The sequence below is a fragment of the Paenibacillus sp. JJ-223 genome, assembly GCF_927798175.1.
Taxonomy (GTDB): Bacteria; Bacillota; Bacilli; order Paenibacillales; family Paenibacillaceae; genus Paenibacillus; species Paenibacillus hubeiensis.
The window spans coordinates 98,785-113,522 of sequence record NZ_CAKMMP010000013.1; the positions used below are offsets into that span (position 1 = coordinate 98,785).

Annotated in this window: 12 protein-coding genes; 8 read left to right on the plus strand and 4 right to left on the minus strand. The window is 54.2% G+C overall.

Annotated elements, in window-relative coordinates; all coding sequences use genetic code 11:
- Positions 1 to 5 precede the first annotated feature (5 nt).
- Positions 6 to 698 (plus strand): metal-dependent hydrolase, encoded by a 693-nt coding sequence (locus L6H98_RS21745; RefSeq protein ID WP_236419341.1) that lies wholly within the window; start codon positions 6 to 8, stop codon positions 696 to 698.
- A 220-nt stretch (positions 699 to 918) separates the two neighbouring features.
- On the opposite strand, the gene L6H98_RS21750 is transcribed toward L6H98_RS21745, so the two are convergent.
- Positions 919 to 2,748: an ABC transporter substrate-binding protein gene (locus tag L6H98_RS21750; RefSeq protein WP_236419343.1), complete on the minus strand. Its 1,830-nt coding sequence runs from the start codon at positions 2,746 to 2,748 to the stop codon at positions 919 to 921.
- A gap of 143 nt (positions 2,749 to 2,891) precedes the next feature.
- Here L6H98_RS21750 and L6H98_RS21755 point away from each other — a divergent pair, with 143 nt between their 5' ends.
- From L6H98_RS21755 to L6H98_RS21775, 5 genes are all read left to right on the plus strand, one after another.
- Positions 2,892 to 4,190: an MFS transporter gene (locus L6H98_RS21755; RefSeq protein WP_236419353.1), complete on the plus strand. Its 1,299-nt coding sequence runs from the start codon at positions 2,892 to 2,894 to the stop codon at positions 4,188 to 4,190.
- Between the two features lie 164 nt (positions 4,191 to 4,354).
- On the plus strand, positions 4,355 to 6,112 hold the full coding sequence (gene treC / locus L6H98_RS21760) for an alpha,alpha-phosphotrehalase (protein ID WP_236419369.1): 1,758 nt from the start codon (positions 4,355 to 4,357) through the stop codon (positions 6,110 to 6,112).
- Positions 6,112 to 8,127: a PTS system trehalose-specific EIIBC component gene (treP, locus tag L6H98_RS21765; protein WP_236419384.1), complete on the plus strand. Its 2,016-nt coding sequence runs from the start codon at positions 6,112 to 6,114 to the stop codon at positions 8,125 to 8,127. The genes treC and treP overlap by 1 nt, the downstream gene beginning before the upstream one ends.
- A 251-nt stretch (positions 8,128 to 8,378) precedes the next feature.
- Positions 8,379 to 9,227 carry a chemotaxis protein gene (locus L6H98_RS21770; RefSeq protein ID WP_236419386.1) on the plus strand — a complete coding sequence of 283 codons (849 nt, stop codon included), beginning with the start codon at positions 8,379 to 8,381 and terminating at the stop codon, positions 9,225 to 9,227.
- Between the two features lie 80 nt (positions 9,228 to 9,307).
- Positions 9,308 to 9,571, plus strand: a complete 264-nt coding sequence (locus L6H98_RS21775; RefSeq protein ID WP_236419388.1) for a YkgJ family cysteine cluster protein — start codon at positions 9,308 to 9,310, stop codon at positions 9,569 to 9,571.
- A gap of 188 nt (positions 9,572 to 9,759) precedes the next feature.
- Here L6H98_RS21775 and L6H98_RS21780 read toward each other — a convergent pair whose 3' ends face one another.
- Together L6H98_RS21780 and L6H98_RS21785 are read right to left on the minus strand one after the other, a co-directional pair.
- Positions 9,760 to 11,082 carry an MFS transporter gene (locus L6H98_RS21780; protein ID WP_236419397.1) on the minus strand — a complete coding sequence of 441 codons (1,323 nt, stop codon included), beginning with the start codon at positions 11,080 to 11,082 and terminating at the stop codon, positions 9,760 to 9,762.
- A 104-nt stretch (positions 11,083 to 11,186) separates the two neighbouring features.
- Positions 11,187 to 11,873, minus strand: a complete 687-nt coding sequence (locus tag L6H98_RS21785; protein ID WP_236419407.1) for an O-methyltransferase — start codon at positions 11,871 to 11,873, stop codon at positions 11,187 to 11,189.
- Positions 11,874 to 12,019: 146 nt separating this feature from the next.
- Here L6H98_RS21785 and L6H98_RS21790 point away from each other — a divergent pair, with 146 nt between their 5' ends.
- On the plus strand, positions 12,020 to 12,925 hold the full coding sequence (locus L6H98_RS21790; protein ID WP_236419409.1) for a LysR family transcriptional regulator: 906 nt from the start codon (positions 12,020 to 12,022) through the stop codon (positions 12,923 to 12,925).
- An 81-nt stretch (positions 12,926 to 13,006) separates the two neighbouring features.
- Here L6H98_RS21790 and L6H98_RS21795 read toward each other — a convergent pair whose 3' ends face one another.
- The gene (locus L6H98_RS21795; RefSeq protein ID WP_236419411.1) at positions 13,007 to 13,729 is read right to left on the minus strand and encodes a YoaK family protein; all 723 of its coding nucleotides are present in this window, start codon (positions 13,727 to 13,729) and stop codon (positions 13,007 to 13,009) included.
- Positions 13,730 to 13,983: 254 nt separating this feature from the next.
- Here L6H98_RS21795 and L6H98_RS21800 point away from each other — a divergent pair, with 254 nt between their 5' ends.
- Positions 13,984 to 14,727 carry a GTP pyrophosphokinase family protein gene (locus L6H98_RS21800; RefSeq protein WP_236419636.1) on the plus strand — a complete coding sequence of 248 codons (744 nt, stop codon included), beginning with the start codon at positions 13,984 to 13,986 and terminating at the stop codon, positions 14,725 to 14,727.
- Positions 14,728 to 14,738 lie beyond the last annotated feature (11 nt).

Genomic DNA, 14,738 nt, shown 5'->3' on the forward strand with positions numbered 1-14,738 from the left:
CAGCAATGTTAAACATTACTTATCATGGACACTCCAGCGTTCAACTGGGCACGGAAGGGAAGTCTTTGCTCATCGATCCGTTCCTGCGCGGCAATGAACTGGCCGTTACGAAGCCGGAGGACGTCAAAACCGATGTCGTTCTGCTGACTCATGCACATACGGATCACATCCTAGATGCAGAACCGATTGCCAAGGCCAATCAGGCCAAAGTGGTGGCGATCGTGGAGCTGGCTACATACATGTCATGGAAAGGGCTGGACACGATCGGCATGAACATGGGCGGAACGGTGGATCTCGGCTTTGCGCAGGCGAAAATGATCCAAGCTTTCCATACGTCGGGCATCGTGCTCGAAGAGGAGCAGCGGATCATGTATGCGGGCGTTCCCGCGGGTTACATCATCAACATCGGGGGCAAAACGGTCCTGCATGCCGGCGATACATGCCTGTTTGGCGACATGAAAATGATCGGCGAGCGCCACTCGATCGACGTGGCGTTTATACCGATCGGCGGCCACTACACCATGGGACCGGAAGATGCCTTGCAGGCTGCGGAGTGGTTTAATGCCAAGCTGACCATTCCGGTGCATTACGATACGTTCCCGGTCATTCGCCAGGATGCCGAACGCTTCGTGCAGCAATTGGCTGCCAAAGGACGGGAAGGACGCGTCATGGCACCGGGGGACTCCATCACCTTGTAAGGGCTGTAGAATGGATTCGGGTGAACATCCCCAGAATGCGTTTAAAAGGCGAATATCACGTCAGCAATTTTGGCGGATGTTCGCCTTTTTTTCGGATTGAGGTGCCAAAATGAGCATGAAGGAACGGCAACGCAGCAACGTGAGGGTTCTTCAAACGTTGCCGTTTCTCACGCTTCTATGATCATGCGAAAGGGTGGCCATCTCCGGGATCGGTCCGTTCCTAAAGTGCATCTCCGTGCTTGATCCATACTTGAGACAGGTCGATCAGGCCGAAAGAGTCCATTTGCAATCCTTGCAGCGCAGGATGCAGATGGTTTTTTTTGTGGGTATGGCTTCCGTGCAGCAGCCAGAGGTTTTCCTTTAATAGCTGCTCTGCGCGCAGCAGGATGTTCCAGCGTTCCTGCTCGCCTTGCTGCACGAATCCTTCGAGGAGCGTTCCCAGCTGCCGCAGTTGTTCCGCCTCCAATAAATGATGGATGTAGTTGGAGCGGTTCATGAAGAAGCTGAACATTCCCCACTGCAGATCTTTTTCCAACAGTTCGTCCGCCTGCATGATGTCCGCCTCCTGCTGAATCCATGATGAATCCACTTGCTGCATGGGATGGAGCGACAGGTGGATGCCCATGTCGGCGCAGCGCTGCTTAAGCCACTCTGCCTCGGAAGTTTCCTCCTCTTTAGCCAGAAAAAAGAGACGGATTTCCTGCCCGTTATATCCGCTTTGTTGAAGTAATTTGCGTGCCTCGTCGGATGAAAAGGTTGGAAATGGCGCCGTTTCGCTAACTTCCGGCAGGAAGCTGTCGGCAGGGCGCATCGTATTTTTTCTTAACTGGCTAACCAACGCTTTCTGATCGTACAGCATGCGTATCACCTGCCTGAATGCGCGGTTATGCTGGATGCCCGGCCTGTTGAAATTAAACAGCAGATAGCGGGCACCGTGGGCTATGGGGAGCATGGTGCGCTGCCATTCCGTCGTTTGCGGCCAATGAACGCGCTCAGCTTGTTTGCCCGAAGTTTCCAGGCTCGTGCCGGGGCCCGGAGTCCGGGGATCGGGCAGCATGTAGTGTCGTTCGTTCGTGTACACATCCGGCAGGAACCAGAGTTCCACCCGGTCGAGCAGCGGGCGAAGGCCGTAATAGCCGTCAAAGGCGTCCAGGCGCAGCATTTGCTTGTCCTGCTCCGCGATGCGGTATGGCCCTGTTCCGATCAACCGGCTTTCCCCGGGCATCCAATCGGAAGGCAGGATGGACATCTGTATGGAGCCTGCGAAATGAAGCCAGAAGCGATTGCTCCGGTGGAAGCGGAATTCAACGGCGTAATCCCCATGCAGCTGAACGTTTTTCACGTATTGGCTCTCCGTATACGGCCCAGGCAATGCATCGCGCAGCCGTTCCCAGGTGGAACGTACATCTTTCGAAGTCAATTCATGGCCGTGGTGGAAGGACACCTTTTTACGCAAGTAGAACGTCCATGAGGTGTAATCCCCGTTATGTTCCCAGGCATGGGCAAGACGTGGAACGAAGCGTTGTACGTCGGGTTCGTATTCCACAAGCGTGCTGCATATATTATCGATCAGGTAGGCTTCGAATACGGTAAACACCGCATGAGGGTTCAGCGATTTCAGTTCCCGGTTCTGCATGACCCGCAACACATCGAGCGGTGCTCCGGACGCGGTTTCTACCCGCAATCCCAGCTGGCGGGCAATTGTGGATTGCGCCATTTGCTTTACGGAGAGAGGGAGCGACGCATCGGATGCAAGCGCGAAGGCGTCTTTGAAACGCGATTCCAGCAGCAGGGAATGCAGCACGGGAAGGACCACGTCTGCGGGTTCGCCAATCAGGGCAAGCCTCGACGGATTTCCCCTCCCACGGCCGGGCTGCCAACGGATATATTGCTGCTGCTCAAGCTTGCGCAGCACAAGCTTGACGTTTCGCGGCGTGCAGTGAAACAGCTTGGCAAGCTGTTCGATCGTGACGGCATACGAGCCGTCCGGAGCAGTATCGCTATGCTCCCGAAGCTGATGAAGCTGCATGTAATATTCATGAATTTGCATGGATAGATCTCCTGTTATGGGATAAAAGGTGAAATTACGTTGCAATAAGGTACACTTTTTATTCTCCTTTTGCCAGATACAATTATACATGAGAGCGCCACGATGCGCTCGACCTTGTATGTACTTGGCAAAGGAGAATGAACATGAGCTTGAAGCAATTGCACCCCACGATACGTATTCGGATTTTGACGGTATTCATGACGCGAACGATCGAAGCGATGATTTTTCCGTTCATGGCCATTTATTTTTCGGAAAAGCTGGGGGAGAAAACGGCTGGCCTGCTGATGGTCTTGCTCATCGTTTTGCGTATAGCCGCAAGCTTCTGGGGTGGGTACCTGGCAGATCGATATGGACGGAAAAAAGTACTGATCTATGCCGAAGGCGTGCTGTTTGCGGCCGCTGTGCTGATGGCGGCAGCCAATGCGCCGGGGATCGATTCGGTCTGGCTGACCTTTGCCATGGTCATGCTGCATGGGGCGGCGAACGGCATTGGAGCTCCTGCGGCGGATGCCATGCTGATCGACGTCAGCACGCCGGAAACGAGAACGCTGATGTACAGCATCAATTATTGGGCCATCAACCTGTCGATCACGCTCGGCACGGCCATCGGCGGGTGGATGTTTAAGGATTACCGGTTTGAGCTGTTTATGGTCATGGCTTTGGTGAGCCTGTGCATCCTTCTGTTGACCGCGTTTCGGGTGAAGGAGACATATCAACCTCGACCGATGCAGGGGAAGTGGGGAATGCGCTTTAGGGGGGCGGCAATGATGCTCCAAACGTACCAGTCTGTTTACAAGGACAAACGTTTTATGGCATACAGCCTTGGCATGCTGCTGTTGTTATCGACCGAGTTTCATCTCACCCAATATATCGGCGTCCGATTGGAACGAGAGTTTGTTCCCCTTACGGTAGATCTTCCTTTCCTGCCTGCGATGGAACTCCATGGCATCCATATGTTTGGGCTGATCCAAATGGAGAATACGATTCTGATCGTGGTGATGGCGCTGGGCATCAATGCATTGCTCAAACGTTATGACCGGCCATGGCAGCGGGTGAAATGGCTGACGCTGGGTTCGGTGGCGTACGTTGCGGGTTTTGCGGTCATCGCCTATACAAACGAGCCGTTGCTGCTCGCGTTGTTCATGCTGGTTGCCACCGTCGGAGAGCTGATTCACACGCCCTTGCGCCAGCGGGAGCTGGCTGAAATGGTCAGCGTGGAAGCACGCAGCTCCTATATGGCCGTGAACGGCATGATGATGCAGGGTGCGCGCATGATTGCCGCAATGGGCATTACCGTCGGCGCTTTTCTGCCGTCCGCCGGCATGGCTGGGCTCATATTTGCCATCGGTATGACGGGTACGTTGTTGATTAGGCGAGTTGTTGCCAAGCCGCTGAGGGAGTTTTCCCAACCGGAGAAGACGATGCGGAAATATGGAACTTAAAAGACTCGCTGCATTAATCAAAGGGGACCGGTGTAAATTCCGATGACTGCGGGCTGCGATGCCTTCCATACGAGGAGGTTGGTGTTACGGTTGCCCGGTTTTTGGGGTAAGGGATACCAGAGGCGGAAAATATAACACCCCCACACGGAAATGGAGGCGGCAGCATGAGTTCGGAAAACACAGCACTCTCATCGTGGTGGAGAACGTCCACGGTGTACCAGGTATATCCCAAAAGCTTTAAAGACACCACAGGCTCTGGCACGGGAGACATCCCCGGCCTGATCGAAAAATTGGACTATTTGCACGATTTGGGGATCGATATCGTCTGGCTGCAGCCCGTATACATATCCCCGCAGCGGGATAACGGCTATGATGTAGCCGATTATTACCGAATCAATCCCGAATATGGCAGCATGGAAGATATGGATGCGCTGCTGGAAGGGCTTGACGCACGGGGCATGAAGCTGATGATCGACATCGTGGTGAACCATACGTCTACAGAACATGAATGGTTCAAACAGGCCCGCTCGTCCCGGGACAACCCGTATCGGGACTACTACATTTGGCGTGACCCTGCGCCGGACGGCGGCGTGCCGAACAACTGGCAGTCCAAGTTCGGGGGCCCGGCCTGGCAGTATGACGAACAAACAGGGCAGTATTTCCTCACCTTGTTCGACAAAACGCAGGCGGATCTGAATTGGGAAAATGAGCAGGTACGTTCTGAAGTGCGGAAAATGCTCAAGTTCTGGGCGGATAAGGGTGTGGCCGGTTTCCGCATGGACGTGATCAACCTGATCTCGAAGGATCAGCGCTTTCCCGACGATGACGGCAGCGTGCCGCCCGGGGACGGACGCCGTTTTTACACGGACGGCCCAAAGGTGCACGAGTACATTCGCGAAATGTACGAGGACGTATTCGGGCCTTACCAGCTGGTTACGGTAGGGGAGATGTCGTCCACGACGCTGGAGCATTGCATCCGGTATTCCAGGCCGGAGTCGCGCGAATTTTCGATGACGTTCAGCTTTCATCATTTAAAGGTGGACTATCCAAACGGGCAGAAGTGGGAGCTGATGCCTTACGATTTCGAGGCGCTGAAGCGACTGCTCAGCGATTGGCAGACAGGCATGCAGGCGGGGGGAGGCTGGAATGCATTGTTCCTGAACAATCACGATCAGCCCAGGGCGTTGTCGCGCTTTGCCGACGATGGCGAATATCGGACGGAAAGCGCGAAGATGCTGGCGACGACCCTTCACGGACTGCAAGGAACTCCATACGTTTATCAAGGGGAAGAGATCGGCCTGCCGAATCCGGTATGGCAGGATGCGAGCGAGTTCCGGGACATCGAGTCCACGAATATGTTTAAGCTGCTGCAGCAAGAGGGCGGCAAGTCGGCTGCCGAGGCGTTCGAGATCGTAAAAACGCGTTCAAGGGACAACTCGCGCATACCGATGCCATGGGACGACACCGAGCATGCGGGATTCACGACAGGCACGCCTTGGATTAAAATCGATGAACGATACCCCGAGTTGAATGTGAAAAGACAATTGGCCGATCCTGAATCCGTGTATTACCACTACCAAAAATTAATTGCCTTGCGCAAGCAAGTGCAGGTGCTGACGGATGGATTGTACGAACGGCTGGATGAAGGGCATCCGGAGGTGTTTGCCTATGCCCGCTCGAACGGGAAGGAAACGCTGCTGGTCGTTTCCAGCTTCAGCAAACAGGAATCCCGCTTCCGGTTTCCGGAGGAGGTCTGGCAGGCGCATGTGGCAGACAAGCGGCATGAACTGCTGATCGGCAATACGAAAGCGATTCCCGAACTGGAACCAACGCTTTGCCTTGAGCCTTTTGCATCTTACATGTGGCTGATTTCCCAAGAGGAACCGCCCACGAATCACGGCACAGGAAAGGAGCGAAGCTGATGGATCGCAAACAAGTCGAAGATATCGTGAAAGCGGTCGGGGGCAAAGAAAACATCGAAGCAGCCACGCACTGCGTGACGCGATTAAGGTTTGCCCTCATCGACGAAAGCAAGGTCGACAGCGAGGCGCTTGACCGGAACGACCTGGTCAAAGGGCAATTTTCCTCGCAAGGCCAATTCCAGGTGGTCATCGGGCCCGGTCTCGTAGACAAGGTATACGATGAGATGATCGGGATTACGGGCGGCGACCGTGCTTCCAAGGACGACGTAAAAGCCGCCGCGGGCAAAAAACAGCATCCGATCCAGCGCGCCATCAAAACGCTGTCGGACATCTTTATCCCGATTCTGCCGGCCATTATTACGGCAGGTTTGCTGCTCGGGATCAACAACATTTTGACCGGCCCCGGCATCTTTTTCGATGAGCGTTCGCTCGTTGACGTTTATCCGGCCTGGAAGGATCTTGCATCGATCATCAACACCATCGCAAGCACGGCGTTTACGTTTCTGCCTGCGTTGATCGGATGGTCGGCTGTGACGAGATTCGGCGGAAGCCCGCTGCTCGGGATCGTGCTGGGTTTGATTCTGGTGCATCCCGACCTGCTCAGCGCTTACGGGTATGCCGATGCGGTCAACGAAGGCACCGTGCCAACCTGGAACCTGTTCGGCTGGGAAATCGAGAAGATCGGCTATCAAGGCCAGGTGCTGCCTGTGCTGGTATCGGCGTATTTGCTCGCCAAGCTGGAGACGTTCCTGAACAAAAGGGTTCACGATTCGGTGAAACTGCTCGTGGTAGCGCCGGTTACGCTGCTGATCACCGGATTTCTTGCGTTTACGATCATCGGTCCGGTCACGTTTGCGATCGCAAACGCGATTACGGACGGACTCATGTATATCTACAATTCGTATGCGGCCCTTGGCGGATTGATCTATGGCGGATTGTATGCGCTGCTGGTCATTACCGGCATGCATCATACGTTTCTGGCCGTGGACGTGCAGTTGATCGGCAGCCAGGGCGGTACCTTTCTGTGGCCGATGCTGGCTTTATCCAACATCGCTCAAGGTTCAGCCGCATTGGCGATGATGCTAGTGCTGCGCGAACGTAAAATGCGCGGCCTTGCCGCCACGTCTTCGATCTCTGCTTTCCTAGGGGTCACCGAGCCGGCAATCTTCGGCGTGAACATCCGTTACAGATATCCGTTTATTTTCGGGATGGTCGGTTCGGCCATCGGCGGCGTGCTGCTGACGATGAACGATGTTCAGGCCACGTCGATCGGCGTGGGCGGCGTACCCGGATTTCTATCCATTTTTCCGAATAAATGGGGTGTGTTCTTCATTGGCATGGCGATCGTGCTGATCGTGCCGTTTGCGCTCACGGTGGTCTTTGGCAGGATGAAGGTCCGAAGGGAAGGGCGTGTCGCGAACGCTTCGGCAGCTTCGGAAGCGCAGGCAGAAACGGCAACCGCGCCGACAACCGAAACCGGGCGGGCCGAGGTATCGCAGGCCGCGGCAAACGGCGGTGAACGCGAAAAAAACGCAAACGACGAATCGATTAACGTGCTTGAAGTACGTGCACCGCTAAGCGGTACGGCCGTGCCGCTGGAACAGGTGCCTGATGCGGCATTTGCGGAGAAGCAGATGGGAGACGGGGTCGCGATCGAACCTTCCGGCAGCAGCGTGGCAGCTCCGTTCGATGCGCAGGTCGCCCACGTCATCAAGAGCAAGCATGCCGTCATTTTGGAGCATGCGAGCGGGGTGCAGATGTTGGTCCATGTCGGCATCAATACCGTTTCGCTCAAGGGCGAAGGCTTCCGAGTGCATGTCCAGGCAGGAGACCGCGTCAAGGCAGGACAAACGCTGCTGGAATTCGATCGCGATGTGATAGAGGCTGCCGGCTATCCGCTCATTACCCCGATCATCGTGCCGGATGGACAGGATATGGTGGAGCGGGTAGAGTCGTTTACGGGCAGTGTCGTTCACAATCGTGAAGATGTACTCCATATTCATCTGAAAAAATAAAAGAGTTTAACCGCAGTCGTACGCAGGCGAACCGGATGGGAGCATATGATTCCCAAGCCGGTTCGTTTTGCGTTGCGGGCATGGTACACTTAGGAACAAGGATGAAGAATCACGAAGGTTCGTCCAGCTTCTCAGCAAGGACCGGAATGTCATTCGGGGCGGAATGTGCATGTTTGTCCCGTTTCGCTCATAAGGTTCAACAAACGCCGATCAGGACACATGAATCGATGGAATAGCGGAGGAGGAGTGCCATGACACGCGTGGCGGTAATGGTCATTCACGGACTGGGCATGCAAAAGGAGGATTATGCCGATACCTTGATCTCCCGGCTGAACAAGGAATTCGATCAGGTCATGGTATTGCCTGGGGCGGCTGCCGCCTGTCTCGATATCGAGCCGGTGTTTTGGGCGGATGTGTTTGCCGAAAAAGAGGAGGAGCTTTACCAAAAGCTTGTCAAGGACCAGGTATTGAATTATCAGCTTTTGCGCCGCTTCATCATTCACTATCTGGCGGACGCCGTGGCTTATCAGCCTGTAGAAAACCATGGGCATCATTACGATGCCGTACATGCCACGTTATCCAAAGCCATGCACGCCTTATCCGGCCGCAATGGCCCGGAAACGCCGCTTTGCGTCATCGCACACAGCTTGGGGGCGGTGATCGCCAGCAATTTTTTCTATGATCTGCAATTTCCTTCCGACCGGGTGCCCAGCATCATTGATCCCAATTCTGCGCTGGAACGCGGAGATACGTTAACCGCCTTTTATTCCTTTGGAACAACGCTGCCGCTCTGGAGCCTGCGATATCACGAATTCAATCGGCCCATTGCCGTGCCGTCTCCTCTGGCGGATACCTATCTTCCAGGCATATCAGGGGAATGGGTGAACTTTTATGATCGGAACGATATTTTGGGTTATCCGCTCAAACCGATCGATCCTGCTTATGAAGCGGCAGTCAAGGAGGACATCGAGATCCATGCGGGAGGATGGCTTGTCCAATGGAGTCCGCTTAGCCACAGCGGTTATTTTGACAGCAGTACGATGAATCGCAGGATTGCGCAAGGATTGGCACGGATCTGGACATGGGTGAATCGATCGTAGCCCCTGACGGGACGGTTGACGGTTGATCGACATATGAGGAGAAAGCAGGTACAGCAAACATTTGAAGGAGGCGAGATGATATGGAATGCAGGACAGGTTGTGCCGCATGCTGCATCGCTATTTCCATCAGTTCACCGATTCCAGGTATGGAAGGCGGCAAACCTGCGGGGGTACGCTGCGTGCAGCTGACGGATGACAACCGATGCCGTCTGTTTGGGCGCGAGGAGCGGCCTGCCGTATGCGGCGAGCTGCAAGCTTCGATGGAGATGTGCGGCAGTACGGACCAGGAGGCATTCGACATTTTGACCTGGCTGGAACGGGAGACGTCCCCCATAGGACAATAGGACTGAAAACACTCCTATAATGATCATGACCAAAGAGTATCCTTCGGCACATTCCGGGGATGCTCTTTGGTCATGCCTGAACAATAAAACGGATCGTCACGCTGGGTTGTGGGTCTGTGGATCTCTTCATTTGGCGTGACTCCCATGGTTAGTTACTACTTCTGACTGAAAAATGGCCCATGCATTGTTTATGTGTTGAATTTGTACAGACTCTTGGCCGAAGGTTTGGGCTCTCTGAACATCATGAAGTATAGCAAGGACGAAAGCACGTATAACCCGCCCGTAATGCTGAACGTGACGGCATACCCCCAGTATGTTCCGTACGTGGTGACCAGATAAGATTGCACAGGGCCCATCGTGGCCCAGCCGATCATAAAGGCGGTTTGCATCAGGGAATTGGCAATGCCGCGCCGCTCGTCGGATACTTTGTCCACAAGGATCGCCGAGTGGATCGGGTTGGCCGCATTCATGAGCGCTTGCCGGAACAAGAAGCTCACCGAAGCAACGAACAGCAGGTTGGTGAAACCGGTCAGCAGCAGAAACGGCAGCGACATGACCTGAAAGAGCACGACGGCACGCACGCTGCCAACTTTGGCTGCCAGCGTTGGTCCGATGAGCATCGACACAATCGTCATGATCTGCCCAAGCGAAATAAGCAGACTCATGCCGCTCACGGATAGCGAGAAACGGTTGGTGAAATACAGGTTCAGGTAAGGCACGACAAGTCCGGAGCCAAAGCCGATCAACAGCTGCGTAACAACAAACTGACCGATCAGTCGAGAATCCTTCTTGAGCATTGCCTTCTCAGGGTTGATCGATGCTGGATGACGATCCTTGTATCCGGACGTGTCCGGTCCAGCTGCAGAAGAAAGCGGCTCAGGCTCGGAAGCCGAAGGCAGCTCCTTGTTTTCCGTGACAAATAACAGCGGGATGAACGCAGCAAAGGTGGCGATGCCGCCAGCGATCAGCACGGTCTGCAGACCGGCGACCTTGGCCATGCCCATGGAATGAAACAGATCGGCGAGCACTCCGCCGCCCAAGCTGCCGAGCACCTGTGAAGCCAGAACCAAGGATGAATAATAACTGAACATTTTGAGCCGTTCGCTCTTTTTCACGTTTTCGGCCAGAAAAGGAATGGCCAGCACCTGAAACACGGCTGCGAACAGGCCGGAGCATACCGCGAACCACATCAGGCCGCTATCCGAGTAGTCGAACGAGCGCCCGACCAAAAAAATGCCGCTGAACAGCGCGCCGGCAATCAGCAGCAGCTTGCGGCTGAAGCGGTCGCCGCACAGCCCGATCGGCACGAACATGATCGCCGTTGCGAGCGATTGCACGCTAATGATTTGGCCGTTCATCGTATCGTTGTAGCCAAGCCCCTGAATATATAAGTTATACAGGACGGAAAACATGCCGTTTCCGATCTGATACAGCAGGCTTGCCAGAAAAAAAAGCTGGATGTTGCGGGGCCAACCCCGAATCTCAGATGTAATTTGTCGTGGAATTCTCAAGCCTTCTCCCCCAGTCATCTCCCATGCGATCATTCAAGTGTAACAGGATTAGGGGGATTTCGGAACAATTGACCGGTGTTTATTTTTCGGGGCGGGTCACGTCATCAGATTACGCGTGCTATGACAAAGCCGTCATATCCTTTGCTGCCCACGGTTTGCAATGCCGTCGCTTCCAGACGGGGGTGATTTCCGATCATGTCCAGGAAGGTACGCACGCCTTGCACGCGCGGATCGGTACTGTGTTTATCGGCAACTTCGCCGTTTCGGACGACGTTGTCTCCAACGATCAGGCTGCCCGGACGGGTCATGCGCAGTGCCCACCGGAGATAGTCCGGGTTACTCGGTTTGTCCGCGTCGATAAAAACGAAGTCAAAGGGTTCGCGGTAGTCTTCGCACACGTCCGGCAAGGTCGTTAGCGCAGGTCCGACGCGCATGTCAACTTTGCCTGCGAGTCCTGCACGCTCAAGATTGGTGCGAGCGACCTCGGCGTGATGGGGCTCCGATTCCAATGTGACGATCCGCCCATGCTCCGGCAGTGCCCGAGCCATCCAGATCGTGCTGTATCCGCCCAACGTGCCGATTTCCAGCACGCGTTCGGCATGCTGAATGCTCAGCAGCAGCTGCAGCAATCGTCCCTGATTCGGGGTTACGTCAATGGTCGGCAAGTCGGCCTGGGCATTGGCAAGCAGTGCTTTTTCCAACAAAGGATCAGACGGGATCAGGATATGATTGAGATATTCGTCAACTTGCGTCCAGGTTTGCTGTGAGACAGATTCATGCGGATGGTTCATGGCTCATCTTCCTTTCTGCGAGCAAAGAAGCTGTTTTTGTTTTCCTGATACCACTATATCGCTTGATTGAATATAAATAAAATATATATTATATATGTAAACATATATTAAAGTTATGGTTAAAAGGATGTAAGGAGGCCCAAAGGATGAATCTGCACGGGTTGCGATTGTTTCATGCTGTCGTCAAGCACGGCGGCATTACGAGGGCGGCGGAGGAACTCAGCATTAGCCAACCGGCCGTTTCTTCCCAGCTTCGGAAGTTTGAGCAGGAACTCGGAGTTACGCTTTTTGTAGCGGTAGGCAGAAAGAGGGAGGCCAGCGACGCGGGAAAACAACTGATGGAGTATGCGGAACGGCTGTTCAAGCTGGAGCAGGAAGTGGACGGCTATATAGCAGGTATTCGCTCAGGCAAAAAGGGACTCGTCCGGATTACGGCAACGTACCTGCCTTCCAATTTTTTGCTGCCGGCCTGGATTGCCCGTTTCAAGCAATTGTACGAAGACGTGGAATTGGTGATCAGCACGACCAACACCCGAAAAGCGTTCGACGAGCTTCTCAGTTATGAAGCCGAAGTAGCGCTGTATGGCGGAAGCGGAATTTCGCAACCAGGCGTGCATTGGGATGAGTTGTTTGAAGACGATATGTGGTTTGTGGTCCATCCGGATCACCGGTATGCCGGGCAGGAGGTGGAGCTTGGCGATATGGTGGCAGAGCCGTTCATCATGCGCGAGGAAGGCAGTGCGACGAGGGAGCGTTTATTTTCCCTGTGCAGTACGTTTAATGTGGCGGCGCCCCGCATCGCGCTGCAGTTCAACGGACTCAACGAAACCATCAGTGCTGTCAAAGCGGGGTACGGAGCCAATTTCATATCTTCACTGGTGGTGAAGGAGGATGTGAGGCACGGGAGGCTGGCCCGCGTGCGGGTAAAGGGCGTACATTTGAAAAACAAACTGGCCGTCTGTACCCGGGCCGGGGAGAAGCTGTCTCCCGCCGCCCAACATCTCGTGGAACTGATCCGGCAGGAGGCAGCCGAGCTGCATCGGAAAGAGTGATGAACCCCGGCACATGCTTATGCCGGTGGAATCCAACCTCGTGCTTGGACTGTAGATGCCAGCTGCTTCATGCGTAGTCCGTTAGTTGCCCGAAGCTCCGGAGGGTTGCCGTCGATCCGAGCCAAAGCCCATTCGGGCTCGGATCGCCACGCCGCCGACGAGCAAAGCGGGCAGCCAGACTGCCACTTTCGGAACATGGTGGAACAAAAATGCTGCGATGATGACGCCTGTCAAATAAATGGCTACGGCCATAACGCGCAGGCTGTCGTCTCCTGACAGACGGTTTCGCGCAGCCTGTCTGTCCACCTTGCCGAAACGCCGGAACATGTTGGCCGCGTCTTCGACGACCGCAGCCAAATTGTTGGTCAGCACCGTCGTCGAAATGCCGGCCATGCCGATTTTGCGGGCTGCCGTCGTCTGCATGCCCATGGCTGCGCCGAGCACAACAATAACCAGGCCAGGCCAGTGCATGCTGAAATGAGTCATCATAACGATTGCAAAGAAAAGCAGCAGCAGGCTCTCCGCGATCAATACACGCGTAACTCGTTTGGACCAGCCGCTTTGGCCTGGACCGATCAATTTTGCCGCAAATGCATTGCCTGCGATAAAACCTGCCAAAGCGAGCAGAGAGCGGATCACGACGATTTCCTGGGCATGGGCAATCGCGATGCCAAGCAGCACGATGTTGCCTGTCATGTTTGCCGTGAGCACGTGTCCAAGTCCAAGATAACCGATGACGTCGGCCATCCCGGCTGCCATACATAGGGATAATAGCGCGAATTTTTGCTGAGCCGTTCGGGACATGCCAATCTTCCTTTCCTGAGAAGCGCTAACCATTCAAGTATACCGCAATGAGGCCCAAAATAAAGGCTGGTGCAAACTGTCGGTGATCTCTCTAAAGCAGGACAGGGAGGGCGCATCATCGGCCTTGGCGGGGAGCTGGATGACGCTGTAAATTCGTTTATTGGCTCAAGATGTTTTATAATAGAGCGGGAGAGAAGCGTGCTGGCTTGTCTCCAAACCATTTTGCGTGCTTAGAGAAAGGAAGAGCTATCATGATGAACGCTCCAAATCCGATTGACCAGTTCAAGAAGTTTAAATACGAAATTACGAGATTTATGATGATCTATAAATTCGCCCTGGATCAGATGGAAACGAAAATCGAGGTGCTGAAGGAAGAATTCCAGTCACTGCATGACTACAGCCCGATTGAGCATACCAAGTCCAGACTGAAATCGCCAGAGAGCATCATGAACAAAATGTTCCGCAAAAATCATGAGCTGACGTTCGAGAGCATCAAAAAGAACATCAAGGACATTGCGGGCGTGCGCATTACCTGCTCGTTCATTTCCGACATTTACCGGATCAAAGATATGTTATGCAACCAAAGCGATCTGCGCGTGCTGGAAGTAAAGGATTACATCAAAAACCCGAAACCGAACGGCTACCAAAGCTTGCACCTGCTGGTGGAAATTCCGGTCTATATGTCCAACGGGGAAGAGCGCGCCTGCGTGGAAATCCAGATTCGTACCATCGCCATGGATTTCTGGGCCAGCCTGGAGCACAAAATTTTTTATAAATACAACAAAGAAGTGCCCGAGCGTCTGCTCAAGGAACTGAAAAGCGCGGCCGATTCGGCGAATGCCCTGGATCAACAGATGGAACGGCTGCATAACGAAATCCAGGAGATCAAGGATGCCGAGAGCGAACGCGACGAAGAACAGATGCGGCGCATCATCATCAACAATCAGCAGTTTACGCTGCCTTCCAATTTGCTGAGATTGCTCGGAGACGGGGAATAGCACAAGCAGGA